This is a genomic window from Pseudomonas sp. gcc21, from assembly GCF_012844345.1.
Taxonomy (GTDB): domain Bacteria; phylum Pseudomonadota; class Gammaproteobacteria; order Pseudomonadales; family Pseudomonadaceae; genus Halopseudomonas.
The window spans coordinates 2969730-2994029 of sequence record NZ_CP051625.1; the positions used below are offsets into that span (position 1 = coordinate 2969730).

At 57.7% G+C, this 24300-nt stretch carries 23 protein-coding genes; 10 read left to right on the top strand and 13 right to left on the bottom strand.

The window, feature by feature from the left end; all coding sequences use genetic code 11:
• Positions 1-13: 13 nt before the first annotated feature.
• The 13 genes from HG264_RS13680 to HG264_RS13740 all read right to left on the bottom strand — a co-directional run bounded on the left by HG264_RS13680 (position 14) and on the right by HG264_RS13740 (position 14818).
• On the bottom strand, positions 14-1378 hold the full coding sequence (locus HG264_RS13680; protein WP_218573001.1) for an MFS transporter: 1365 nt from the start codon (positions 1376-1378) through the stop codon (positions 14-16).
• 37 nt (positions 1379-1415) lie between these two features.
• The gene (gene dctP, locus HG264_RS13685) at positions 1416-2513 is read right to left on the bottom strand and encodes a TRAP transporter substrate-binding protein DctP (protein WP_169408189.1); all 1098 of its coding nucleotides are present in this window, start codon (positions 2511-2513) and stop codon (positions 1416-1418) included.
• 79 nt (positions 2514-2592) lie between these two features.
• On the bottom strand, positions 2593-3828 hold the full coding sequence (locus tag HG264_RS13690) for an acyl-CoA dehydrogenase family protein (protein ID WP_169408190.1): 1236 nt from the start codon (positions 3826-3828) through the stop codon (positions 2593-2595).
• The gene (locus HG264_RS13695) at positions 3825-4241 is read right to left on the bottom strand and encodes a Zn-ribbon domain-containing OB-fold protein (protein ID WP_169408191.1); all 417 of its coding nucleotides are present in this window, start codon (positions 4239-4241) and stop codon (positions 3825-3827) included. The genes HG264_RS13690 and HG264_RS13695 overlap by 4 nt, the downstream gene beginning before the upstream one ends.
• 30 nt (positions 4242-4271) lie before the next feature.
• Positions 4272-5435: an acetyl-CoA acetyltransferase gene (locus HG264_RS13700; RefSeq protein WP_169408192.1), complete on the bottom strand. Its 1164-nt coding sequence runs from the start codon at positions 5433-5435 to the stop codon at positions 4272-4274.
• A 31-nt stretch (positions 5436-5466) separates the two neighbouring features.
• Positions 5467-6282: an SDR family oxidoreductase gene (locus HG264_RS13705; RefSeq protein ID WP_218573002.1), complete on the bottom strand. Its 816-nt coding sequence runs from the start codon at positions 6280-6282 to the stop codon at positions 5467-5469.
• On the bottom strand, positions 6260-8362 hold the full coding sequence (locus HG264_RS13710) for an acetate--CoA ligase family protein (RefSeq protein ID WP_218573003.1): 2103 nt from the start codon (positions 8360-8362) through the stop codon (positions 6260-6262). The genes HG264_RS13705 and HG264_RS13710 overlap by 23 nt, the downstream gene beginning before the upstream one ends.
• Positions 8363-8450: 88 nt before the next feature.
• A complete protein-coding gene (locus tag HG264_RS13715) occupies positions 8451-9200 on the bottom strand; it encodes an SDR family NAD(P)-dependent oxidoreductase (RefSeq protein ID WP_169408194.1) in 750 nt (249 codons plus the stop codon).
• A gap of 122 nt (positions 9201-9322) precedes the next feature.
• Positions 9323-10126 (bottom strand): enoyl-CoA hydratase/isomerase family protein, encoded by an 804-nt coding sequence (locus tag HG264_RS13720; RefSeq protein WP_169408195.1) that lies wholly within the window; start codon positions 10124-10126, stop codon positions 9323-9325.
• A complete protein-coding gene (locus HG264_RS13725) occupies positions 10119-11111 on the bottom strand; it encodes an acyl-CoA dehydrogenase family protein (RefSeq protein WP_169408196.1) in 993 nt (330 codons plus the stop codon). The genes HG264_RS13720 and HG264_RS13725 overlap by 8 nt, the downstream gene beginning before the upstream one ends.
• Positions 11112-11200: 89 nt before the next feature.
• A complete protein-coding gene (locus HG264_RS13730) occupies positions 11201-12349 on the bottom strand; it encodes an acyl-CoA dehydrogenase family protein (RefSeq protein ID WP_169408197.1) in 1149 nt (382 codons plus the stop codon).
• Between the two features lie 535 nt (positions 12350-12884).
• Entirely contained in the window at positions 12885-13343 is a 459-nt protein-coding gene (locus tag HG264_RS13735; protein ID WP_169408198.1) for a MaoC family dehydratase, read from the bottom strand.
• Positions 13344-13801: 458 nt separating this feature from the next.
• Positions 13802-14818: a LysR substrate-binding domain-containing protein gene (locus HG264_RS13740; protein ID WP_169408199.1), complete on the bottom strand. Its 1017-nt coding sequence runs from the start codon at positions 14816-14818 to the stop codon at positions 13802-13804.
• 214 nt (positions 14819-15032) lie between these two features.
• On the opposite strand from HG264_RS13740, the gene HG264_RS13745 reads away from it, so the two are divergent.
• The 10 genes from HG264_RS13745 (at position 15033) to HG264_RS13790 (ending at position 24297) form a co-directional block, all read left to right on the top strand.
• On the top strand, positions 15033-16409 hold the full coding sequence (locus HG264_RS13745) for an MmgE/PrpD family protein (protein WP_169408200.1): 1377 nt from the start codon (positions 15033-15035) through the stop codon (positions 16407-16409).
• Positions 16410-16453: 44 nt separating this feature from the next.
• A complete protein-coding gene (locus HG264_RS13750) occupies positions 16454-16951 on the top strand; it encodes a MaoC family dehydratase (protein WP_169408201.1) in 498 nt (165 codons plus the stop codon).
• Positions 16952-16953: 2 nt separating this feature from the next.
• Positions 16954-18153 carry an acyl-CoA dehydrogenase family protein gene (locus HG264_RS13755; protein WP_169408202.1) on the top strand — a complete coding sequence of 400 codons (1200 nt, stop codon included), beginning with the start codon at positions 16954-16956 and terminating at the stop codon, positions 18151-18153.
• Positions 18150-18635, top strand: coding sequence for a MaoC family dehydratase (locus tag HG264_RS13760; RefSeq protein WP_169408203.1), 486 nt, complete (start codon positions 18150-18152; stop codon positions 18633-18635). Before HG264_RS13755 ends, HG264_RS13760 begins: the two co-directional genes overlap by 4 nt.
• Positions 18632-19879, top strand: a complete 1248-nt coding sequence (locus HG264_RS13765) for a CaiB/BaiF CoA-transferase family protein (protein WP_169408204.1) — start codon at positions 18632-18634, stop codon at positions 19877-19879. Before HG264_RS13760 ends, HG264_RS13765 begins: the two co-directional genes overlap by 4 nt.
• 5 nt (positions 19880-19884) lie before the next feature.
• The gene (locus tag HG264_RS13770) at positions 19885-20781 is read left to right on the top strand and encodes a CoA ester lyase (RefSeq protein WP_169408205.1); all 897 of its coding nucleotides are present in this window, start codon (positions 19885-19887) and stop codon (positions 20779-20781) included.
• A gap of 29 nt (positions 20782-20810) precedes the next feature.
• Positions 20811-21683, top strand: a complete 873-nt coding sequence (locus tag HG264_RS13775) for a CoA ester lyase (RefSeq protein ID WP_169408206.1) — start codon at positions 20811-20813, stop codon at positions 21681-21683.
• A 24-nt stretch (positions 21684-21707) separates the two neighbouring features.
• Positions 21708-22475: an SDR family NAD(P)-dependent oxidoreductase gene (locus HG264_RS13780; RefSeq protein WP_169408207.1), complete on the top strand. Its 768-nt coding sequence runs from the start codon at positions 21708-21710 to the stop codon at positions 22473-22475.
• 108 nt (positions 22476-22583) lie between these two features.
• Complete coding sequence (gene dctP, locus HG264_RS13785; protein WP_169408208.1) at positions 22584-23669, top strand: TRAP transporter substrate-binding protein DctP; 1086 nt, start codon at positions 22584-22586, stop codon at positions 23667-23669.
• A gap of 70 nt (positions 23670-23739) precedes the next feature.
• Positions 23740-24297 (top strand): TRAP transporter small permease, encoded by a 558-nt coding sequence (locus tag HG264_RS13790; RefSeq protein ID WP_218573005.1) that lies wholly within the window; start codon positions 23740-23742, stop codon positions 24295-24297.
• Positions 24298-24300 lie beyond the last annotated feature (3 nt).

Sequence of the window (24300 nt, forward strand, 5' to 3'; positions counted from 1 at the left end):
ATGCGACGTCGTACTAGATTCTGAATGCGCTAACTACCGCGGCCGTAATCGCAAATCCGGAAGCTATTAATAAAGCCGTGGCAGTACCGTTGGACGATAGGCCGAGAATAAGGGCCGTGGCGGCGGCGCCTCCGGTCTGGCCTAAAAGACGTGCGGTGCCTTGCATGCCCGCTGCGCCGCCACTTCGCTCACGGGGCGCCGAGCCGATTATGGTGCGGTTATTAGGAGCGTGAAACAAACCGAAACCTACGCCGCACACTGCCATCCGCCATAGAATAGAGATGGCTTCCGGCGTACTGGGCATGAGTGAAAGCAACAATAATCCGAGGGCCATCAAACCCATTCCTGCAGCGCAGAGCAGGCCGGATGAATAGCGATCGGCGAGCGCTCCGGCGACGGGTGCCATCAGCACCACAGCCAGGGGCCAGGGCGTCATGAGTAGTCCTGTGTCGACGGCAGAGTAGGCTAAAACGTCATGCAGATAGAACGGCAAAGAAATGAACGCCATCATGTGGCCTGTAAAGGCGCACATTGCAGTGATAATTGCCAGCGCGAAAGGTTTTATCTTAAGCAGATCCACCGGCAGCAATGGGGCTTTCAACCCAAGCTGGCGGCGTACAAGTGTATAAATGATCCCCCCGGCAATTATGAACTCCGCGAGAATCACCGGGTAGCTGACATCATGCGCGAAACTGTCTATGGCGACCACAAGAAGTCCGATACCCAGGGCGTTCATTATTGCGCTGGGGTAGTCGAACTTATAGGTTGCTCGGGGGGTGCGGGGAAGAGCACGCGCGGCGATGGCCAGTGCTATGCATCCGATGGGTATGTTGATGGCGAAGAGCCATGGCCAAGGGCCGACGGCTAAGATGCCCGCCGCGACTGTCGGCCCCAGGCCGGTGGAAATAGCCACGATCATCGCGTTTGTACCGATCCCTTTGCCGAGCGCGTGACGAGGATATATAAAGCGCACGAGTGCAACATTCACACTCATGATCCCTGCGGCTCCGAGCCCCTGAAAAAATCGCGAGGCGATCAGTGCGGGAAGTGAGTCAGCTAAGGTGCAGGACACCGAGGCGAAGACAAATACCAGCAGGCCGAGTCGATAAATAACGCGATATCCAAGTATGTCCCCAAGCGAGGCGAGCGATAGGAGAGTTGTCGCCACTGCAAGGAGATACGCGTTGACTACCCATATCGACTCAGCCGGCGTGACACCTAGATCGGCAGCGATAGACGGAAGAGCAATATTGACCATGCTGTGGTCTACCACTGCCATGCCTATTCCCAGGGCTGTGGTCAGAACGGCCCAGTAGCGACGAGGGACTGGCAGGCCGTCATCCTCATGGGTGCAGCTTTCGTCATCAGGGATTTGCAATATTGAAGCTCCTGTCGGAACGCTGCGCGTTCAGGATTTAATGGGACTCCCAGGGATACCCTTGGTCAGCGATCTCTTTCTCGACTGCTTCGAGCATGGTCATATAACTTTCATTGATGCCGACCGCGGCAGGTACAGATTTCGCAGATTGCGCTACTTTCTCCCTGGAAGCGCGGGACATACCCTGCTCCCATTGCGCGCGCTGCGAACTGTCAATCTCATAAAACTCAACGGGGTTATCGGGATCACTTGTTAGCTGCTCGCGAACTACCTTCCGTTCTTCCAGGTTCCCTTTTGCGAGATGCTCCAGCAACGGCTGTTGCAGTTCATCGAAAACGTTTTGTTCTTCGGCGCTGAGGCTATCCCATCGGTTGCGGTTCATCACTATCACGTTCATGTTCTGGCCTACGTCGGGCTCGACCAGGTGGTTCGCTACCTCGTTGTGGCGATACGTTGGGATGTGGCCCATGTAGGTCATCGTGCCGTCGATGGTTCCCCGTTGCAGGCCGGTATAAACGTCTGGAAAGGTGAGGTTGACCGACGTGACGTTCCAGCCTTCTTCCCGGGCGGCCCGTGCATAGGTGCCAGGGAGCCGGACTTTGTCGCCCTTGAAAGAATCCGGGGATAGATATGGGCGATCCCTGCTCAACAGCACAACCGGACCAAGAGAATAGTGAGCAATATATTTAAGATTGTTACGCTGCTCTTCCTCTTTTATCGCGGGGGTGCTGTCGCGAATACGCCGCCAGCTTTCAACCGCGACCCATTCGTCTCCCGGCCCTTGGCTGGTGGTAGCCAGATTCCAGAGGGGCATCCTTGCCGCTGTGTAAGCAGGGATCACATACGCCATGTCCGCTACGCCGGAGCCAACACCTTCGAGGGCGTCCTTCAGTTTCACCAGGCCACCCATATGGAAGAACTCGATGGCTATGGTTCCCTGGGTTCGCTGGTTAACTTCTTCTGCCCACCACTGCAGGGCATTGTTGATGCCGCTGGGCCCAGGGGGATTCGCTGCAGAAAACGACAGGGTTTTGACCTCCGCATGCGCCATGTTGCAAGAAAGGCCTACTGCTAGGGTAAGTGCGGCTATGTGGATGGCGCGCGTTTTACTCCGCTTGATGGTCTTATTATTCATGAGCCAGCTCCGCTTCTGTCACAGTTGGGATATCTGAAATCAGTCCACTTCTGGTCTTGCTGTATATCTAACTTCCTCATCAGAACGCTGTATCGCCCGCCAGTAATTGTCGAGCTATTGTTCGGCGTTGAATTTCTCCGGTACCGTCCGGAACGCGCAGTATGCGAGCCAAGCGCAAGCCTTCCTCTAGCTGCAACTCGTTGGTGAGTCCCATGGCGCCGTGGATACTGATTATTCGGTCAATTACACGAAACAGCATTTCTGTCGCGAAAGCCTTGCACATTGAGAGCTCCTTGGTGGGCTTGCCTTCTGCGTCTACCTGCCATGCGCAATTAAGCACCATGTTCTTCGCTGCATAGATATCCATGGCGCACTCTGCCAGGTGTAACTGTATGGCCTGGTGTTCGCCGATGGGCTTGCCAAAGGTCACACGCTGTTTGGCATAGTCGAGGCCTCGGTCCAAAGCCCACTCCGCCAGTCCCACACAGCTTCCCGCCATTCCTAGCCGGCCTGTACTAACCCCCGACATGGCTACGTCGAAGCCCTCATGAACCGTTCCTAGAACGTGATCTGCGGGTACGCGCACATTCTCCAGGCTGACTATCCCTATATCCGCGCCCATATGGCCCATCAAAGGAATGGTGCTGGTGACCTTGAAGCCTTCTGTGCTTGTGTCTATGAAGAACCCTGTAATGCCGCCTTTACGTCGCTTGAAACGGTCCGGGTCCGTTACCGCGAAGAACATGCCGTAGTCGGCGTAGGGAGAGTTGGTGATCCACTGTTTGGTACCATTGAGCACCCATTCGTCCCCCTCCAGCACCGCACGGGTTTTCATATTGAACACATCGGAGCCGGCGTCCGGCTCGCTGAGCCCAAAACAGAGTGTTTTGTCGCCCCGAGCGATATCCTCCAGATAGCGATCCCGCAGAGGGGGTGACAAAAACCGAAGGACCGGGCTAAGGCCGTTGGTAAAGGCGGAGGGAATGACAATTTCCTTCACCAGGGAATGGCCTGGGCCGAACCGTCGGTTCATGGCTTCGTGAACATAGACCGCGGCGGTCGCGCCGAGTCCGCCGCCGCCCAGTTCTTCAGCGCCGAACATGGTGTAGAACCCAGCCTGATATGACAGGTTGCGTACGCGTCGCCGCAGGGCGAGCGCTTCGGGCACCAGACGGCCGTCCCGCTGGTAACGGTCCCGTTCATCCGCAAGTATCGGGGCGTGATCTTGCTCGATAGGCAACACTTCCCGCTCGATGAACCGCAAGAGCGAATCGATGACCGCCTGGATTTCTTCGGGTACTTGGAAATCGGTCATAACGTGCTCGCCTCCCTAGGCTGGAACAGGGGGAGGGCAATGCCTTCCTCCAGGTCTTCAAAGGTGACACTGACGGCCTGTCCGATCCGGATGGCGGAGACGTCGTCGGTGAGAATGTTCGTGAGCAGCCGCGGGCCTTCTTCAAGATCCACGAGCGCGACGATATAAGGAGCCATTTCCTTGAATGCAGGGCCGGCTGGCCGCCGCGAAACGGTGTAGCTATAAATGACGCCGCGGCCGCTCATCTGACGCCACTCGATTGCATCGCTGTGGCAGCGCGGGCAGAGGATGCGGGGATAAAAAAACGGGCTATCACACCGGGTGCAGTGGGGTAGCCGCAGCTCATGGCGGCCCGCTGCCTCCCAGTATTCTCGGCTGTCGGCATCGACCACAGGTATGGGTTTGTCCGTCATGGTGGGCTTCCTCCTCTGTTGGGGGCGATATTAGTTTCGGCTGAGGATGCAGGTCGCAGTACTGGAAAGGGTGCCACCAGTACCGTTGACCAAGGCAGTACGCGCACCTGCCACCTGACGTGCCCCCCCTTCGCCTCGAAGCTGGCGGACCGCTTCGACCAGCAGCAAAAGGCCATACATCCCGGGGTGCGCATAGGAAAGGCCGCCGCCGTTGGTGTTCATCGGAAACGCTCCCCCTGGCGCGGTCCGCCCGCCACCGATGAACGCACCACTTTCACCACGACCGCAGAATCCCAACGCTTCGAGGGTCAACAGGACGGTAATGGTGAAGGAGTCGTAGAGTTCAACTACATCGATCGCGTCGTGGCTCACGCCGGCCATTTCCATTGCACGCTTGCCGGTTTCGGCGGCAGTGGTCAGGGTAAGATCGGGCATCTGGCTTATGGTCCAATGGGTATGGGATTCAGCATATCCACGCACGTAAACCGGTGGCTTGTTCAGACCACGAGCGCGCTCAGCCGTGGTCATGACAATCGCCCCGCCCCCATCGGTTACCAGACAGGAATCCAGGAGGTGCAAGGGATCCGAAATCATCGGGCTGGCGAGCACGTCATCTACCGTGATGGGCTCGCGCATCATTGCCGCCGGGTTGAGGCAGGCCCATTGCCGCGTCGCGACCGCAACCTCGGCCAGTTGCTCGGAGGTAGTGCCGTAGTCATGCATATGACGCATCGCGGCTAGCGCATAGCCACCGATGGGCATGAGCATGCCGTACGGGGTCTCGTATTGCATGGTCAGAATCGGCGGCCGTCCGCCCAGGGTGCGGCTACGTTCGCTTCGCTGGGTGCTGCCATAGCATATGAGCGCCACGTCGCAGTAGCCGCTCTCGATGGCAAGCGCGGCATGGGCAACGTGCGCCTCGAAGGCGGACCCTCCGATGTTTGTGCCATCAACGAAGCGTGGGCGGATGCCCAAGTATTCACCCAGCGTGATGGTCATCAGACTGCCAGGGCCTGGCACGCCCCAGATTCCCGCTGTCAGCAGCCCATCCACTTCGGCCATATCCAGGCCGGCATCATCCAGCGCAGCTTTGGCTGTTCGGGCCTGAACCTGCAAAACGGTTCCGCCATCGCGCAGGATGCCTTTTTCAAGTGGCGCATCCGCTACACCAACGATCACTGCCTCTCGAGCCATGGTGGCTTCTCCTTTTAGGTAATGCGCGGGTTCAGCACGAACGCGGCTCGAAACTCGAACCGAGGTGACCCCGGCCAAGCCATTTCCCTCCGTCCATCACCAGGTTGTCGCCAGTGATGTAGCTCGCGTAATCGCTGAGCAGGAAGGCCGCCGCATTGGCAATTTCTGTCCGGTCGGCGAGCCGACCCAGCGGTACGCTTGAGGCGATCCGCTGCTGGTCTTCAGGGGTAGGGAATAGCTGGGTGACCGCCCCGGTGTCTGTGGTGGCGCCAGGTGTGAGCACATTTACCCGTATCTTATGGCGGCCCCATTCAGTGGCCAGCGTCTTGGTCATGGCCAGGACGCCTGCCTTGGCGCTCGCGGAATGCACCGCTAGTGGGCCGCCATGGAAGGCACCGACCGTGCCGATATTGAGAATGGCTCCGCCTCCGGCTGCGATCATCTGCCGCCCGACCGCCTGGGTACAGAACCAGGTGCCGTCGAGGACGATATCGGACACTGCGCGCCAACCGTTGGGGGATAAATCCTCGGCTCGGACACGAAAGTTTCCGGCGGCACTGTTGACCAGCATATCGATGCGGCCAAACCGGTGCTGCACCTCATCCACCATCCGCTGGACCTGGTCTGGATGGCGTACGTCTACTACCTGGACCAACACCTCGGCTCCGGTTTTATGCAATTGCGCCGCGGCGTCGCTGAGTATCTGCTGGCGCCGCCCGGCAATCACTACGCTTGCACCCAACGTGGCCAAGGCATGAGCGATACTGAAGCCGATGCCTGAGCCACCGCCGGTCACAATCGCAACCCTGCCGGAGAAGGTGCCTTCAGCTAGCATGGGTTGACGCATGGTGCTCCTCCCGTGCTGCATCGGCTCGGGGAATGATCAGTGCATCGACGGCGACGGTGCCCTCGCCTTTGGGCATGACGATAAAGGGATTAATGTCCAGACCTTCCAGCGTGTCCCGGTTATGCCAGGCCAGCTCGGAAACGACGACAAGGGCTTGGGCGAGCGCGTCGAGGTCCGCCGGGGGGCGGTCACGCGCCCCGGTCAGGAGCGCATAACCTTTGATCTGCCGAATCATTGCGTGGGCTTCTGTCAGGCCGAACGGCGCAGCTCGCAGGGCCACATCTTTCAACGTCTCGACAAAGATTCCCCCGAGGCCAAAGGCCACCACGGGCCCGAACACCGGGTCGCGTTGGACGCCAATGAGCGTCTCGGTGCCACCATCGACCATACGGGACACCAGTATCCCGTCAATACGAGCATCCGGTACCCGCTCGTGCACGCGTGCGAGTATCTTTTGGTACCCGTCAAAAACCTGGGCTGAATCGCTCAGGCCGAGCATGACCCCACCTGCTTCGGTTTTATGCAGAATGTCCGGTGAGACAACTTTTAACACAACCGGATAGCCCAGGACGTCGGCAGCAGACACAGCAGCTTCGGCAGATTCTGCGAGGCGCTCCTCGACGATGGGTACTCCGGCCCGGGCCAGGTACTGCTTCGCCGTGAACTCATTGAGTTCCTGCGGCGGAAGGCTGAGCTGAGAAGTCCTGGAAGTGTCAGGCGCAGACACCTGAAGCGGAGTTTCGAAATCACGTCCCAACCGCATCAGGGTTCCGGCCGCCTGAACGGCCATGGTCGGGTCTTCGAATACCGGCAATCCATCCGCTTCATAGTCAGCCCGGACTTCGGGCCGGCATAGTGTCGTTACCATGATCAGGCGTTTCGGGTAGCGCTCGCGCAGCGGCCGCAGTTGGTCGCGTAGTCGGTCGGAGGTTTCTTTGACGAGGCCGGTGTGAGCCAGGAATATGACCACCGCATCGTAATTGCCCTGGTCGAGCATCAACTCGACGAAGTCGCTCAACAGCTCACGATCGCTGGTCACCTGGGCGGTTGTGTCGACCGGGTTCACCACCGCGGCCGGAGCCCAGCGTTCTTTCATTCGAGCCTGGGCCGAGGCGGGCATAGGCGCGACGTCAAGACCTAGCTCCGAGGCTTTGTCTGCCATCATGACGCCCACACCACCCGATACCGTGGCTAGCCCAATCCTTTTTCCGACTGGAAAGCGCCGACCGAGGCAGGCGTAAGTCATTTCCATGAACTCGGTAATTGAATGCGCCCGACATACGCCGTACTGCTGGAATACGGCCTCATAAACCGCATCGGAACCCGCGAGCGAGGCGGTGTGCGATGCGGCGGCCTGGGCACCGATCTCGGATTGGCCGACCTTAAGCACCACCACCGGTTTGCGATGCTTACGGGCGATTGCGAGCGCCTGCTTCAGTTTTTCACCGTCGCGGCAACCTTCGATATAGGCCGCGATAACATCGGTATCCGGGTCTTGGGCGAGAAATGCCAGGCAATCGGCAAACTCGATATCGCACTCGTTGCCCGTGGTAACCCAGTAACTGAATCCCAGGCCGCGCTCTCTGAATGCCGCGAAACAGTGGGAGCCCAGGGCGCCACTCTGACTCACGAATCCGATCCGGCCCGGCGCGGGCAACCCGCCTTCCATCCCGGAAGTGAAGGTGCCGATCATTCCATGGCGGAGGTTAATCGCTCCGAGGCAATTGGGCCCGAGGATGCGCATGCCGGACGCGCGGGATATCTCGGTAATCTGCTGCTGCGCCCGCAGGCCCTCGACACCTATTTCCGCGAACCCGGCACTAAAAAGAATAACCGCGCGCACGCCGCGGTCGGCACAGGCCTGAATGCTTTCTATGACCAGATGTGAAGGAAGCGCAACGATTGCCAGGTCGATCTCGCCCGGAGCCGTTTCGATGGACGGGTACGCGTCGAGGCCCTGAACCTGGTTCCGACGGGGATTGATCGGAAGAATACGGCCCTGGAACCCACTTTCTTTAAGGTAACGAATTGGTCGTCCACCAATTTTTCCGGTGTCGTCCGATGCGCCCAGAACGGCCACCGATCTCGGCTGAAAAAGGGACCGGATGCGTTCGGGGTCCAGTGCTGGCGATGTAGACATGGGATACTCCGTTGTAAGGTTGCAGGACTCAGACGGTCGGACGACCGGCGACCCAAAGAACTTGTCCCGTTATGAAGCTGGATTCATCTGCGGCCAGAAATGCTGCCGCGGCGGCGATATCCGCCGGCTTGCCAACCCGCTTGATGGCGTTAGCCTGGATGGTCTTTTCCTGAAGTTGCTCGTAACTGATGCCAACGCGTGCGGCCGTGGCTCGGGTCATGGCCGTATCGATATGGCCGGGGGAAATCGCATTGACGTTGATATTGAAGGGACCCAGCTCCATCGCCAGGACCCGGGCCATACCCTGCAAGCCCGCTTTTGCGGCCGCATAGTTAGTCTGGCCACGGTTGCCCAGGGCCGCCCTGGAGGACATCAGAACGATCTTGCCGTAGCGCTGTTCCACCATGTATTTTTGCGCGGCGCGGCAGCAATAGAAGCTGCCTTTCAGGTGGGTATCGATCACCAGGTCCCAGTCGTCGTCGGTCATCTTGTGAATCAGATTGTCCCGGGTCATGCCTGCGTTACAGACCAGAACATCGACTGAGCCGAACACGTCGTTGACCTGAGCGAGTGCCTGCTCGACCTGATCGCGGTTGCTAACGTCGCACTGGATTGCAATGGCGTCGCTGTTGATACGCTCGGCCGCTTGCTGGGCACCTTCGAGATCCAGATCGAGCAGGGCCACCCGGGCGCCTTCCTCCGCCAGCCGCTGGGCAATGCCTTGTCCGATGCCGTGGGCCGCGCCGGTGACAACTGCGGTCTTTCCTTGATAACGCATAATTTTCTCCTGCGAATGAAGTTCAGAAACGCACCCGGTTCAAGCGCGGCAGTAGGCGCTGGGACTTCTGCCGCGGCGCAGTTACATGCGTGATAAACGGGGTATCAGGCTTTTTTCGGGAATTACTTATCGTGAGCGCCCGCAGTGCGGAAGTTGGGCGGGCGCTTTTCGAGAAAGGCCTTCACGCCCTCCTTGTGTTCATCGCCCTGTGTGACCAACCCCATGTGTGAAGACACCAGATCCAGACTGGTACGTAGGTCCGTGCGCTGGCACTGGTAAACCAGGCGTTTGGTCAGCCGCATGGCACGAGACGGGCCGGCAGCTAGACGGCGGGCAAACTTCTTCGTTTCTGGCAGGAGCTGATCCGGCGCAAAGACACGGCTAACCAGACCTATGCGCTCGGCTTCGGCGGCATCCACCAGATCGCCGGTCCATAGTAGTTCCAGCGCTTTGGATAATCCGACCAGACGAGGAAGAAAGTAAGCGCCGCCATCGCCCGGTACCAGGCCAACTTTGATATAGGTTTCACCGAAGCGCGCGCCTTCCGCCGCAAAGCGGATGTCGCACATCAACGCCATGTCCAGTCCTGCGCCGGTTGCGGAGCCGTTGAGCGCGCAAATGACTGGCTTGTCGATTCGCTCGAGCGCCAGCGGGATCTTGTGAATGGCCTCCCAGAGATAGTCCTTGGTGCTCCAGGGGCCCCGCTTCTGGCGATCCATGTCGCCCACGTCACCGCCTGAACAGAAGGCCTGGTGTCCAGCGCCGGTAAGAATGACGGTACGGATGTCGTCGCGGCTCTCACATTCACCTAATGCGGTAAGCCATTGCTGGATCATCTCGCGGTTGAAAGCGTTGCGTTTCTCCGGCCGGTTGAGGGTGATTGTGGCAACACCCTCGTCGACTTCAAACAAAACAGCGTTACTCATGTTCTTGTTCTCCCGTTTCGTGATCCACGTCCTGCAGCGAGGTAAGGAAAGGCCAGAGCCCGTCCCGGCCCTGAGCCAACGCCAGAGCGCCGAGGGTCTGCTGCCAATAGGCTTCGTTACCGAATTCGTCACGCCAGGACCAGAGTCGGCGAGTGCTGTGATGCAGGGTGTGTTCCTGTGTGAAGCCCATGGCGGCGTGAACCTGGTGACCAATGGCCGCGACCAGGCCGGCGGCTTCCCCGACACGGGCCTTGGCGACGGCTATGGTGAATCCCGCATCGCGGGCTCCGATCTGGCGAATCGCAGCATTGGCTGCCGCGCCGGCTGCCGCGACTTGACCGGCCGCCGCAGCCAACTGCTGCTGCACCGCCTGGAACTTGCCGATGGGTCGGCCGAATTGCACTCTCTCGTTTGCATACTGGACCGAGAGTTCCAGTACGCGGCGCATGGCACCCGCCATTTGCAGCGACCGGATCAGTGCTCCCCATTCCAGCAGCGATGGTGCGTCAGCTGGATACGGCGCAAAATCGTCAGGCTGGATAATGACGTCGTTGAGTGCACAACTGTCCCGCGGCTCACCAGCAAGGTTGATATCGTTGTGCCAGGGTAGGCGCTTGCAAGGAAGGGTGACCAAGACAGGTTTGTGGTCGGTCTCGGCCACCAGCAGCACGTGGGAGACGCCCCGGCCCCACGTGACTCGCCGCAGAGAGCCGGTTAGGCGCCACTGACCATCGGCCCACCTAAGCCGCACGCGATTGGTCGGACTGACAAACGCCAGAGGTTGGTCGGTGGTGGAAAGTCCCGCGCTCGCCAGTAAATGATTCCCGACAATGGCTTCTGCCAGCGGTACTGGCAGGGCGTGATACCCCGCCAGTTCGGCTAATGGAAGTACTTCTGCCGGCGATAGAGTGACGCCACTGTCGGGCGCTAATGCCTGAATCAGTCCCAGATCCACCAGAGCAGCCCACACCTTTTCTGGCCACATGCCTTTCTCAGCACTACTCCAGAGATCACGTCCACTGAGGTCGTTTAAAAGGCGATTGGTAGAGTCTATTAACATGTTCTGAAGATCGGTCATCTTAGTCCCAGCCCTTTAGCAATCATGCCGCGCAGTATTTCCCGAGTACCGCCGCGAATCGTGAACGAAGGCGAGGTCAAAATGGCCTTTGCCAGCGCCTCCTGGAAATGTTCGCCTTGGTCCAGGGAGGGCTCGGCAGCAACGAGCAGTCGTGCGATTTCGGGGATTTCCTGTTCGAAGGCGGTGCCGATGTCTTTCACCAGGGCCGCCTCCAGGTTCGGCGACTCGCCTCGCTCAAGCATGCCGGCGACAGACAAGGACATGGTGCGCAGGGTGGCAAGGTGGGCAACCAGGCGGCCAATCGCTACCTGTGCCCGGGTGTCCGCCGACCCACTTAAGGTGTCTATGAGTTGGCGCAGGAGTTGGTAGGTGCTGAGGAATCTATCGGGACCGCTGCGCTCGAATGCGAGCTCGCCAGTCACCATCTGCCAGCCAGCCCCTACTTCCCCGATCACCATGTCGTCTGGGACGAAGGTGTCGTCGAATATCACTTCGTTGAAGTCATGGCCGCCATAGAGGTTGAAGATGGGCCGAGTCTGTACCCGGTCCTCGCCCATGCGCACGATAAACTGGGTCAGGCCGGCATGACGGTCTTCACCGCGCGGGGCGGTCCGGGCGAGAGCGATGAGGTAGTGAACCCGGTGAGCGCCACTGGTCCAGACCTTGGTGCCGTTAAGAAGCCAGCCCCCCTCAGTCCGGGTCGCTTTTGTCGAAGCGGCCGCAAGGTCGGATCCAGAGTTCGGCTCACTCATCCCGATGGCGAAAAAACACCGCCCGGCTGCAATCTCGGGCAGGATGGCCTGCTTGGCAGCTTCGCTACCATGGGCCAGGATGTTGTTTCCGCTTTGACGGTCGGCAACCCAATGCGCGCCCACCGGTGCGCCCGCTGCCAGCATCTCTTCGGTCACCACGTAGCGTTCGAGGGCGCTGCGTTCGTGTCCCCCGTATTGGGAGGGCCAGCGCATGCCTATGTAGCCGCGGATACCGCATCTGCGGCTGAACTCCGGGTCGTAACTACCCCAGGAGTTTCGGTGAGGTGTTATCCGCCCGGATGCCAGCTCCTCGGCAATAAAAGACCGAACTTCTTCACGCAGTCCTTCAGTTTGAGGTGAAAGGTGTACCGAATCGAATCCGAATGAATGCATCGAAAGTCTCCGTTTGAAACTGAGTGGCTTTTATTTCGCTGCTTTACCAAGAGCCGGGCTGGCGCTGCGCTCACTCATACTGATGGTTTTTTATTATGAGGAGGTTCGTGACGGGCGCCATTGTGGAAATGTTAAGGAGCGCTTAACTACATGTTACAAACTAGCGATTCGTGGTGATGATCTTACGAGGCTGAACAATATTTCAGGCGAGAGTAAGTCCCGAGCTCAAAGCCCGGATCAATCGGCTTGGGTAGAAGGTGTCGATACTAGAAGTGGTGACCCGTTATAAATGCCGGATGGCAGAACCAGATAGGTCATTAGGTAATACATCGGAAAGAGAGAATGCCCGCATCGGTTGATGGTGGTTTGGTACCGCCAGTCGCCGAGGAAAACCTCACTTCAACGCCCAGGTTAGTTGAATACAACGCCTGATATCTACTTGGAATAGTAGCCAGCTCGGCAGTTGCAGGGGAGTGGCTGGGCCGGCCGAAGGGGTGGGTCAGAGAAGTTAAGTTTTCCTCGCACAGTTCCGGAATCAGAAAATGGACAATCCCAAAGTTTCGGCAATGCAGGCTGGGCGGTCGCTTCCTTCGAGCTCTATTGTTACCTTGTTGCATATGCGAAATCGGTCTTGTCCCTGGTTTTCAACTGACACCAGTACAAACCGTGCGCGAATCCTCGCGCCTGCCAATACCGGTTCGAGGAAACGCAATCGGTTCAACCCATAGTTAATGCCTGCAGTCACGCCTTCGACACGATAAGTCTGGGCTCGTAGCATGGGCAATAGCGAAAGGGTCAGGAATCCATGCGCGATGGGCCCGCCCATCGGCGACTCGCGTTCGGCCCTGGGTACATCGACATGGATCCACTGGTGATCACCTGTTGCTTCGGCAAAAAGATTGATTCGTTCCTGGGTTATCTCAAGCCATTCACTGACGCCCACCTCCTGGCCTACCAGTTTCTCAAGTTCCGAAATTCCGTTGATGATGCGCATAATTGTCTCCTGAATAAATGATTAAGGCGTGCTTAACGTGCGGTTAATAAGTGCTATGGAAGCTTATCGGCCAGTTCAGTCGATCAGTTGGAACTAGTCAACTTATACTGGGCAATATGCAAGTTTTGATGAGCCTACTCGCACGTCAAGCGATTCAACAGGGCGCCCATCGCCCCGCAGCACTCTGTTATAGCGTTGTAATTGTCAGGAGCTTTCCGACCTAGCTTCGTCGCTACCGAACGCGGGCACTTCTAGCATGGTTTTCTTCCAAGATACTTACCGCAAGCCCGGATCCCGGATATCGCATAGTTGGTCAGCTTCCGGGTTCAACATCCTCGCCTCGACCCGAGAAGCGACCAGGTAAAGGCATACTTCCTGCGCAAGGGTAGAGCGTTGGCCTATCAGCAGGCCGGCTGCTTTCTGCTTGAACCCAAGGAAAAAGCACGTCGAATTGGTTATCAGATAGGCGTTTTTGCTTGCGGTCCTACGGCCGTCGTGGTGCTCGGGATCATTGAACCACCATTGCTATTGCTATCCAGGAACTCAGGTTCAAATAGGTGCGGGCTGTGACTTGCCAGCTCGTCAACTGTCAAGCCTGCCTCTTTCTCAAGCCAACTTCGAAAGGCGGCTATCCTGGGGTCGTCGAGCCGCTCGCTTCTGCTCACCATACAAATGCCCGCGGAGCGTCTACCTGTGGCCTTGAACGGCGCTACCAGCGCCCCGCGCTTAAACTCGTCTTCGACCAGCAAGCGCTGCACCATTGCCACGCCCATGCCCTCCACCGCTGCTTGGTATGCCAGAGTCGATCCCCTGACCGTTACCTTCTGGACGGGTTCCAGTTCTTCGAGCCCGGATGCATTCAGCCATTCCTCCCAATCAAGTCGGCGGTAATGAGAGTAGATCCATGTGTAATCCGCAAGGTTGGGTTCGGTTGGCGATGGATCAGAGTTCTTCAAGAGATGAGGACTACAGGCGGGCTGGATAATGTCCGGAAGCAAGAGCTGCGTGATGAGTCCTTCGCGGGCATCGCTCAAGTATTGCAGACCTACATCGATCTCATCGTAATTGAACTCCCTCGGTTTCTGACCTGTAGCAATACTGATTTCGATATCGGGATGGGCTTCCCGAAACCGGGGTAGCCTCGGAATCAGCCAGTAAACCGCGACCGAAGGGTAGGCGCAGATACGTAGAGGTTTTGTCTGAGGCGCCCGCAGTTTTCTGGTCCCCTTGTCGAGTAAGTCAAACGCCGCGGTTGCGTCTGGTAGGAGCGCGCGCCCTGCATGGGTTAGCTTCAGAGTTTGGTGTAGTCGCTCAAACAAGGGCGCGCCGAAATAACCTTCAAGTACGGCCACTTGGCGGCTAATTGCGACCGTCGTTACATGCAGTTCCTCTGCTGCCTTGGTAAAGCTTCCGTTGCGCGCTGCTGCCTCAAAACTCCGGAGCGGGTTTAGGGGGGGTAAGTGTCGCTTCTTCACTAAGGCGCCTCGTTGAATAACTTGTAGTTTATTGGACGTTAACGTTTAGCCAATGGCGTCGCAAGCTCCTTTCCTCATAATAATCCCCAGAACAAACGCAGACTGCCCGTTTTTGGCAGATGGCGGATATAAGAAAAGACTATTTAGATCAGTGGGTTATGAGACCGTTAGTGTCCTTGTTAACGACGTGCAGCATTTTTACCGGAGAGTTGGAATGACGAGCTCATATAATCCAGAGCAAGCCCCTATATTGGCAACTAAGGCAATTACGGACTTTGTATCAAATCTCAAGTACGAAGAGTTACCGCAGTCTGCCATTGAGCTCGCGAAGCACTGCTTCCTCGACTGGCTTGGGGTAGCTATAGCTGGATCGCGTGAGCCTCTGGTTGGCCTTCTTGTGGCTCAGGCTGAAGAAGAAGGCGGAAACCCGGTGTGCACCGTAGTCGGGCTGGATCACAAGTGCGCGCCAGGCTGGGCGGCTCTGATCAACGGCGCGGCAGGTCACGCACTGGACTTTGATGATGTGGTTTCCGCCATGGGTGGCCATCCATCCGTGCCAGTCTTTCCAGCCCTACTGGCCTCGGCCGAACTTCACCCGACCACAGGCCAGCAGTTCATTTCAGCATTTATAGCGGGATTCGAAGCCGAGTGTCGGGTCGGGACACTGGCAGCGCCCGCGCACTATGCGCGTGGGTTTCATGCTACGGGTACGATCGGCACATTTGGAGCAGCCGCAGCTTGCGCCCATTTGCATCAGTTCGATAGCGATGAATGGGAAACAACGTTTGGTTTGGCGGCAGCACAGGCCGCTGGCCTCAAGTGCATGTTTGGCACCATGACCAAACCATTTCACGCAGGAAAGGCCGCCGCCAACGGCTTCCTCGCGGCCCGGCTGGCCCGGCGCGGCTTCAGCGCTAACGTGGGTGCATTGGAGGCCGAGCAGGGCTTCATAGCAACTCAGGCTGATGGCCTGAATTGGGATGGCGTGCGGGTAATGGACGCTGATCTGGGTATAGCCAAGGTCATGTTCAAGTATCACGCCGCCTGCTACCTGACCCACGCCACTATAGAAGCCGTCCTCCGGCTCCAGGCCGAGCACCAGGTTGCCGCCGGTGATGTTGCGGAGATAGTGGTCAAGGTGCCGCCTGGCCACCTGCGCGTCTGCAATATCCAGGAACCCGAGACCGGGCTGGAAGCAAAGTTCAGCCTCAGGTTCACCACCGCCCTGGCCTTTTTTGGCCGCCGTACAGACGACCACGCCTTTAACGATGCGGCGGCGAGCGAGCCGGAGCTGATCGCCATCAGGGACAAGGTGCGAGTGGAGCCTATCGATTCGCTGCCTAACAACTACAGCAGTGAGGTGGAAGTCGTCCTCCACAGCGGCCATAGACTAAGGTCATCCGCGGACGTGTCCCGCGCTACACCACACCACGAGATGCCAGCCCAGTGGAAAAAACTCAGCGCAAAGTTTGTCGGCCTGGTCGAGCCCGTGCTCGGTGCGACTACTGCGCATGCGCTGATCGACGGTGTCGCCTCGCTCGAGGCTCTGCATGACATGACAAGCATTATCTCTCTGGCACGCGCCAACTAGTGTGGCGGACCGCACTAAAGCATTGATCAACATGGGGAATAACGATGAGTGAAATAGATGACCTGCTAAGCAAGGCCAGGAAGTGGCCCAAAGGCAACGGGCTCGACGATATGCAGGTGGGCCAGATATTCGAACATCATTGGGGCCGCACACTTAGTGAGGCGGATAACACGCAATTCAGCACTATGACCCTGCATTTCAATCCGCTCTATTTTAATGGCGAATATGCGCGGGAGCATGACCATCCCGGCGTCGTGATCAACCCGATGCTGGTGTTTCTCACCGTTTTCGGACTGTCTGTGGAAGATCTGAGCGAGTCCGGCGGCGCATTCCTGGGTGTCGAGGATCTCAGCTTCCATCAGCCCGTGTATCCCGGCGAAACGCTGACTGCGCGCAGCAAAGTCGTCGACCTTCGTGATTCTGGAAGCCGTCCCAATGCTGGCATCGCGATCTGGCACACCGAAGGATTCAACCAGCGGGGCGAGCGAGTCATCGATTTCCACCGCACCAACATGATCGCCAAGCGGCTAGAAGGAAAGTAGACATGGTCATTGAAACCACAGAGATCAGACCCTCCGAGGACGTCCCTTCCTATATGACGGAAGAGCGCCAGATGATCCAGGAAGTAGCGCGAAACTTCGCCATGAAGGAGGTGCTACCGGTTGCCAATGAGCTGGATCCCATCAATGGCGAGATTCCCATGTCGCTGCGCGACCAGATGAGCGCCATGGGCTTTTTTGGCATCTTGATTCCAAAAGAATATGGCGGTCTTGGCCTGGGTTGCTTCGAATACTGCCTGGTGGCGGAGGAGCTCGCTCGGGGCTGGATGAGCGTAGCCAGCATCATGGCGCGGGGTAACGGCGCCGGTAACGGTTTTACCGATGAGCAGAAAGCGAAGTACTTGCCACGTATGGCGAGCGGGGAATACCTCGGGGCTTTTGCACTATCGGAACCCAACGCGGGTTCTGACGTGGCCAATCTGTCGACCCGGGCCCGCCGCGATGGCGACGAATGGGTCATCAATGGCTCCAAAATGTGGTGCACCTTCGCCGACGGCGCGGATTATCTCACGGTTATGGCGCGCACCGATCCGAATGTCGATCCCAAGGCTCGCCACAAAGGCATCAGTGCCTTCCACATTCCCAAGGAGCGCGGCTCCTTGCCACAGGGCGTCAAAGGCACACCGGTCAACAAGATAGGTTATCGCGGCTGGAAAACCTTCGAGCTGGCGTTCGACAACTGTCGGGTCCCGGCTAACGCTCTGATTGGCGAAGAAGGCAACGCCTTCTACACCATCATGGGCAAGCTGGAAATTGCACGGGCGCATACCGCCGCACGTTCGATCGGACTGGCGCGTGGTGCGCTCGAAGATGCAATCAAATACGCCCACCAGCGGGAACAGTTTGGTCAGCCTATCGCCAACTTCCAGGCGATCCGCTTCAAGATCGCCGATATGGCGGCGGAAATCGAGGCGGCCAGACAGCTGATGTATTACGTCGCCACCGAAATCGATAGCGGAAGACGCTGCGATAAGGAGTCTTCGATGGTGAAGCTGTACGCGGCGGAAATGTCCGAACGCGTCACCAGCGAAGGCCTGCAGATTCATGCCGGAGCCGGGTATACCACGGACTTTGCAGCCGAACGCTACTGGCGGGACGCCCGCCTCACCAAAATTTTCGAGGGTACCTCCGAAATACAGAAGCGCATTATCTCGGACCGACTGCTGGGGCCTGCCAAATCATGAGCTATCCACTATCTGGCCTGACTGGCCGCGACAACTATTTCGAAAACTTTGCCGTCGGAGATGTTTACGAACATGCCCGTGGCCGCACCATCACTGAGATGGACAACGTGCTCATTACCTTGCAGGTGATGAATACAGCCCAGGGCCACTTCAACGAGCACCGCATGGAGCAGTCGCCCTTCGGGCAAAGGATCAATTTCGGCGGCATCACGGCCTCTTTCATCATCGGCCTGGCTTCAGAGGACACCGCGGAGCAGGCGCTGGAAGAGCTGGGTCTCAACAAGATCCGGTTCAGCAGCCCGGTATTCCACGGCGACACCTTGTACGCCTTCAGCGAGGTACTCAACAAGGAAGATTGCGACCGGGACGATGCCGGGATCCTGACCTTCCGACATGTGGGTATCAACCAGAACAAGACCGTCGTATTCACCGGTGAGCGACGCGTCATGATCAAGCGTCAGAGCCATTGGGGCGCGCGATGAGCGACTGGAAGCGCAACGGCAGCGGGCCGCTCGCGGGCGTCACCGTGCTTGACCTGAGCCAGATGCTGGCCGGGCCGTACTGCTCAATGATGCTTAGCGACCTGGGCGCCGAGGTGATCAAGATCGAGCCCCTCGGCGGCGACCAGACGCGCCGGCAGGGGCCGCACTTTGACGACGACGAAGCGCGTCATTTTGGTGGCTACTTTCACAGCGTCAACCGCAACAAGGCGAGCGTTACCCTGGATCTGAAGCATCCCGATGGGCGCGACGTGCTGCTACGCCTGGTAGAGCAGTCCGATGTGCTGCTGGAGAATTTTCGGGTTGGCGTCATGGACCGGCTGAACCTGGGTTATGAAACGCTACGTACCGTGAATCCCAAGCTGGTGTATGCCTGCATACGCGGGTTCGGCGATCCCCGTACAGGAGAGAGTCCCTATGCTCACTGGCCCGCTTACGATGTGGTCTCCCAGGCCATGGGTGGCCTTATGGGTATCACCGGTCCCGATCCCGACAGCCCGATAAAAGTCGGACCGGGGGTGGGCGATATCTTTCCGGCGTCCCAAACCGCGTTCGGTATCGCCGCTGCACTGCTGCACGCTGAGCGCACGGGGGAGGGCCAGTTCCTTGATGTGGCGATGTACGACAGCATCCTCGCTCTATGTGAGCGGATCGTTTACCAGTACAGCTACACCGGTGAGGTACCCAGGCCTCAGGGAACAACCCATCCGTTGTTGTGCCCGTTCGATAACTTCCCGACCTCCGACGGTTGGGTCACGATCGCGGCCCCCAGGGAAAACCTCTGGCAGGAGCTGTGTCGCATCATTGGTCAGCCGGAACTCGGCACTGACCCGCGCTTCGAGAACAACCGCGCTCGGGTGCAAAACGCGGGAGATGTGCGTCGTATTCTCGCCGAATGGTGTAGCCAGCGGACCAAGAAGCAGGTCATGCACGAACTTGGCGGCTATGTCCCTGCCGGGCCCATCAATACCGCGGAAGACATTTTCAACGATCCCCACATCGCAGCCCGGGACATGCTCATGCACCTTGAGCATCCGGGTAGCAAACGGCTGGGCACCTTCGCCGCGCCCCCCATCAAGCTCAAGGGCACGCCGGCCAGCCCGGCCAGGCGCGCACCTCTGCTAGGGGAACACACCGCCGAGGTACTGCGAAGCCTCGGCTATTCCGACGCGGAACTGGCGACACTCGCCGATAACCGCGCCATTGGCACTTTCTCAAAAGGATAAAAATCATGCGTTTACGTCGCTCAGAACTGTCCACACCGGGCAGCAGTGAAAAAATGATGGTCAAAGCCGCCGCCAGCGATGCGGATCTGGTGTTCCTCGACCTTGAAGATTCCGTCGCGCCGAACGAGAAAGCTTCGGCCCGAGCGAAGATCATCCATGCGCTCAACACCCTTGACTGGGGCAACAAGACCCGGGCGGTGCGCATCAACAATATCGAAACCGAGTATGCCTATCTGGACATCATCGAGATTGTCGAAGGGGCAGGCGACAACTTGGACATGATCATTATCCCGAAGGTTAAATCTGCCAAGGATGTCTGGTGGGTCGATGTGCTCCTGACCCAGATGGAAACCCGCCTCGGCCGGACCAAAAAAATTGCCCTGGAAGTGCTTATTGAAGAGGTCGAGGCCATGATCAACGCGGAGGAAATCGCGCTTTCCTCACCGCGGCTGGAAGCCTTGATCTTCGGGCCGGGCGACTATTCCGCCTCGCAAGGGGTCGATACCAGGGCTATCGGTAGCAGTGACGGGTATCCAGGAGACATCTGGCATTACGCCCGCAACAAAGTGATTATCGCCGCCCGCGCTGCGGGGATCGAGATGGTTGATGGCCCCTATGCCGGCATCAAAAATCCCGAAGGTTACCGGGAGGAATGTAAGCGTTCGCGCATCCTTGGTGCCAGCGGCAAGTGGGCTATCCACCCAAGCCAGATCGACATCGCAAACGACGAATATTCTCCCTCCCAAGAAAGCGTCGACCGGGCGCGCAAGCTGGCCGCCGCCTATGCCCAGGCGGAAGCCGAAGGGCTTGGCGCGGTGGCGGTTGACGGCGACATGGTTGATGCCGCCTCGATCCGGATTCTTCAGAACACCATTCGCAAAGCCGACCTCATCGGCATGTAGCAGCGCGCGTAGGAAGAGGAACGGTACAGATGAAGACAGCAGCAATCAGACCCAGACGATCAGTGCTTTACATGCCCGGGGTCAATCAGCGCGCCATGGAGAAGGCCAAAGGGCTGGATTCGGACGCGGTGGTGCTGGACCTGGAGGATGCGGTGGTACCCGCCAAAAAAGACGAAGCCAGAAGCCTGGTCTGCGATCAGGTGGCAGCGGGCGGCTACGGCTACCGGGAAATGGTGATTCGGGTAAACGCGGTGGGCACCCCCTGGCATGACGAGGATATCGCCGCGGCGGTAAGAGCCGGTCCCGACGCGATACTCGTGCCCAAGGTCGAGGATGCTGCAATGGCAAGGGGCTGCCTCGATCGCATCCAGAGCGCCGGTGGCGGTCCGGCGCTCTGGGTCATGATCGAGACTCCGGAAGGGGTGGCCAACGTCGATGCAATTGCCGCGGTCAGTGGCGTCAAAGTACTGGTGATGGGCACCTCTGATCTCGTCAAGGAATTGCGAGTTGAAGCGGTCCCTGATCGCCTCCCCCTACTGTATGCACTGTCGCGAACGATCATTGCCGCCCGCCGGTACGGGCTGGACGCACTTGATGGCGTTTCCCTCGACCTCAAGGATCAGCCTGCGTTCGAGGCCAGTTGCCGCCAGGGACGCGAACTTGGATTCGATGGGAAAACATTGATTCATCCGACCCAGGTTGAACCCGCGAATCGCCTGTTCGGCCCGGCTGGAGATGATGTGGAGCAGGCCCGGCGAGTGCTGGAGGCCTGGCAGACAGCAGAGGCTGACGGACGCGGTGTGGCTGTGCTAGACGGCATGATGATCGAAAACCTGCACGCAGACCAAGCCCGGCGCGTGGTCGCCTTCGCCGATGCGCTGGCTTCCCGGCCGATGGTTTAAAACGACGCAGCACAGGAGAACGAGATGGAACAAACAAACAAGCCACTCGCTGGAAAGACAGCACTGATAACAGGCTCCGGTCAGAACATCGGCAAGTCGATCGCGCTGCGGTTTGCCCAAGCTGGCGCAAATGTCGTGGTAAACGGATCCCGTAACCGAGACAAGGTTGACGCTGTGGTTGCCGAGATCAAAAGCCTGGGCGGGCAGGCGTTGCCCTACATGTGCGACGTCTCGGATCCAGATGCCGTTGCCGGCATGGTCGATTCAGCGAACGAGCACTTCGGCGGGATAGACATTGCAATCTCGAATGTCGGCCGGCGCCTGCACCAGCCTTTTCTCGACGTTTCTATCGTAGACTGGCGCAAGGTTCTGGAAACCAACCTGAGCTCGGTGTTCTACCTCAACCGTTTGGTCCTGCCGAACATGCAGGAGCAAGGTTGGGGCAGGCTAATTCACGTCTCGGGTTATGACGGGTTCACCGGCCACATCCTCAACCGCGCCCACAACATCGCCTGCAAGGCCGGCATGCATGGATTCACCAAGGCACTGGCGCGGGAGTTTGGCCCGTCAGGCATAACTGTCAACACGGTGGTGCCCGGCGCGATCAATACGGAGCGAGACTGGAGCCAATATCCCAATACTGATGTGGAGAAGAAAAAAGCGACCATCCCCGTTCGCCGTTGGGGTGAGGTAGAGGACATCGCCGAGGGCTGTTTATACCTGTGCACTGACGGAGCTGGCTTTGTAAATGGCCAGGCGTTGCACCTCAATGGTGGCGAGTTCATGTTCTAGATAACTTGATTTACCTGTTGGCCTTAGCTTTTGACACGAAAACATCGACAAAAGTGTTAGTTATTCCGAGCGACAACAATGCGAATAAGAAAGATAGGAGTAGATGCGATGCGCAATACGAAAGTTGGCTTAGCCTCAAAATTGACCCTCGCAAGCTTAGCGCTAGCGGCAGTGTTTACCACCGCCAGCTTCGATGCTCAGGCTCGGCAAATATCATATGCGAGTGCAAGCCCCCCAACCGAAACTGGGATAAACAAAGCCCTTAGCTGGTGGGCACAGGAGCTAGAAAGCCGGACGGATGGTGAGGTTTCGGTAAATGTTCACTACATGGGTAGTCTGGTTAAGCTAAAAGACGCTGTAGGAGGCATCAGCTCTGGGGTTGCTGATGCGGGATATGTTATTCCCGCATACTCTCAAGCCAGGATGCCACTGCACTACTTGTCAACTACGGCCGAGGGAAGCGGCGATCAGTACGTCACGATGGAAGCATGGCGTCGTATGTATGACAAATTTCCGCAGCTCCAAGAAGAGTTAGACCGTAATAATATGGTGTACTTGTCGCACTATTCGATCGGGCCTGGAGTTCTTATTAGCAAAGACACCCCGTTTTTTACACCGGACGATTTTGGTGGCAAAAAAATCCGTTTGGCATCGCTTTGGGCAAAAGCAGCGAGCCTGGAACCCTGGAACGTTAATCCTGTTAATTTAACATTTCCTGATATCTATACCGCTCTCGGTCGGGGAACGATAGATGGCGCGCAAAGCTATCTCAACTACGTAATTCCTTATCGCCATCACGAAATCGTCAACCACGTAGTGGAGCCCAGTCTTGGGCAGCAGACCAATATCGTCGTCATGAATAAGCGGGTATATGAAAATTTATCCCAGAAGACCAGAGCGGTCATTGAAGAATTGAAAGGCGAGTGGCTTGTCCGCCAGGCACGTGGGGATATAGAAGATAATTTGAATGCTCGGGAGGAGCTTGAGAATCATCCAGAATATCCTACAAAAGTTCACCAGCTCAACGAAGAGCAGCGGAAAGTCTGGGCCGAAGCAGTCAAAGGGTCCGCGCGTGACAATTTAGAACAAACGGCGAAGCGGAACAGTATTGCAAAAGAGCTCTACGGCGCATATCTCGAAGAGATAAACATAGTTGCCAAAGAAGTTGAACAAAACGGATATCCTTGGGAATAGATAAAACAAAGGTTAGACAGGGCGCGTCAGGCGCCCTGTTCCTCCCTCCCCCTATCCTAGAGGTCGTTAAATGTCCATGATTGGCTACAACCTAAATCGTTATATGAATGCTGTCGATCGGTGGCTCATCCGGTTTGCACAATTACTGCTCGGAACTATGGTGCTGATTACTTTTATATCAGTATTTGGCCGTACGTTCCTGAACTGGTCTGTGCCCGACGACCTGTTAATTGCGGAACTTCTCATGGTGGGTCTGGTATTTTTGCCCTTGAGCTGGGTCCAGTCCATGGGAGCGCACTTGGAAGTTACGGTACTTACCGATCACTTTCCTAAATTTATCCAGAACGCCCTGGTTTCGATAGCACTCCTGATTGGGCTGATAATATTTGGCGGAATGGCTTACGTTAGCTGGCAAAGTGCTTACGAAGCTTACATCTTCGATGAGCTCGCCTATAACAGCGTACTTGATCTCAGGGATTGGCCTGCGAAGATGCTAATCCCCTTTGGTCTCGCATGGTGGTGTCTGCGAATAATAGTCCAGATAATCTGGCCAGCCACCCGCCATGAGGCTGGATCGGAATTCAAGACAGTGCTGCGCGAGACTGAGCATCTGAATGAAACGCCTTGAGCT

Excerpts from the sequence above, each read along its gene's own strand:
- dctP (WP_169408189.1), bottom strand. The coding sequence starts at position 2,513 with ATGAATAATAAGACCATCAAGCGGAGTAAAACGCGCGCCATCCACATA.
- HG264_RS13690 (WP_169408190.1), bottom strand. The coding sequence starts at position 3,828 with ATGACCGATTTCCAAGTACCCGAAGAAATCCAGGCGGTCATCGATTCG.
- HG264_RS13695 (WP_169408191.1), bottom strand. The coding sequence starts at position 4,241 with ATGACGGACAAACCCATACCTGTGGTCGATGCCGACAGCCGAGAATAC.
- HG264_RS13700 (WP_169408192.1), bottom strand. The coding sequence starts at position 5,435 with ATGGCTCGAGAGGCAGTGATCGTTGGTGTAGCGGATGCGCCACTTGAA.
- HG264_RS13705 (WP_218573002.1), bottom strand. The coding sequence starts at position 6,282 with ATGCGTCAACCCATGCTAGCTGAAGGCACCTTCTCCGGCAGGGTTGCG.
- HG264_RS13715 (WP_169408194.1), bottom strand. The coding sequence starts at position 9,200 with ATGCGTTATCAAGGAAAGACCGCAGTTGTCACCGGCGCGGCCCACGGC.
- HG264_RS13720 (WP_169408195.1), bottom strand. The coding sequence starts at position 10,126 with ATGAGTAACGCTGTTTTGTTTGAAGTCGACGAGGGTGTTGCCACAATC.
- HG264_RS13725 (WP_169408196.1), bottom strand. The coding sequence starts at position 11,111 with ATGTGGCCAGAAAAGGTGTGGGCTGCTCTGGTGGATCTGGGACTGATT.
- HG264_RS13730 (WP_169408197.1), bottom strand. The coding sequence starts at position 12,349 with ATGCATTCATTCGGATTCGATTCGGTACACCTTTCACCTCAAACTGAA.
- HG264_RS13735 (WP_169408198.1), bottom strand. The coding sequence starts at position 13,343 with ATGCGCATCATCAACGGAATTTCGGAACTTGAGAAACTGGTAGGCCAG.
- HG264_RS13745 (WP_169408200.1), top strand. The coding sequence starts at position 15,033 with ATGACGAGCTCATATAATCCAGAGCAAGCCCCTATATTGGCAACTAAG.
- HG264_RS13750 (WP_169408201.1), top strand. The coding sequence starts at position 16,454 with ATGAGTGAAATAGATGACCTGCTAAGCAAGGCCAGGAAGTGGCCCAAA.
- HG264_RS13755 (WP_169408202.1), top strand. The coding sequence starts at position 16,954 with ATGGTCATTGAAACCACAGAGATCAGACCCTCCGAGGACGTCCCTTCC.
- HG264_RS13760 (WP_169408203.1), top strand. The coding sequence starts at position 18,150 with ATGAGCTATCCACTATCTGGCCTGACTGGCCGCGACAACTATTTCGAA.
- HG264_RS13765 (WP_169408204.1), top strand. The coding sequence starts at position 18,632 with ATGAGCGACTGGAAGCGCAACGGCAGCGGGCCGCTCGCGGGCGTCACC.
- HG264_RS13770 (WP_169408205.1), top strand. The coding sequence starts at position 19,885 with ATGCGTTTACGTCGCTCAGAACTGTCCACACCGGGCAGCAGTGAAAAA.
- HG264_RS13775 (WP_169408206.1), top strand. The coding sequence starts at position 20,811 with ATGAAGACAGCAGCAATCAGACCCAGACGATCAGTGCTTTACATGCCC.
- HG264_RS13780 (WP_169408207.1), top strand. The coding sequence starts at position 21,708 with ATGGAACAAACAAACAAGCCACTCGCTGGAAAGACAGCACTGATAACA.
- dctP (WP_169408208.1), top strand. The coding sequence starts at position 22,584 with ATGCGCAATACGAAAGTTGGCTTAGCCTCAAAATTGACCCTCGCAAGC.
- HG264_RS13790 (WP_218573005.1), top strand. The coding sequence starts at position 23,740 with ATGTCCATGATTGGCTACAACCTAAATCGTTATATGAATGCTGTCGAT.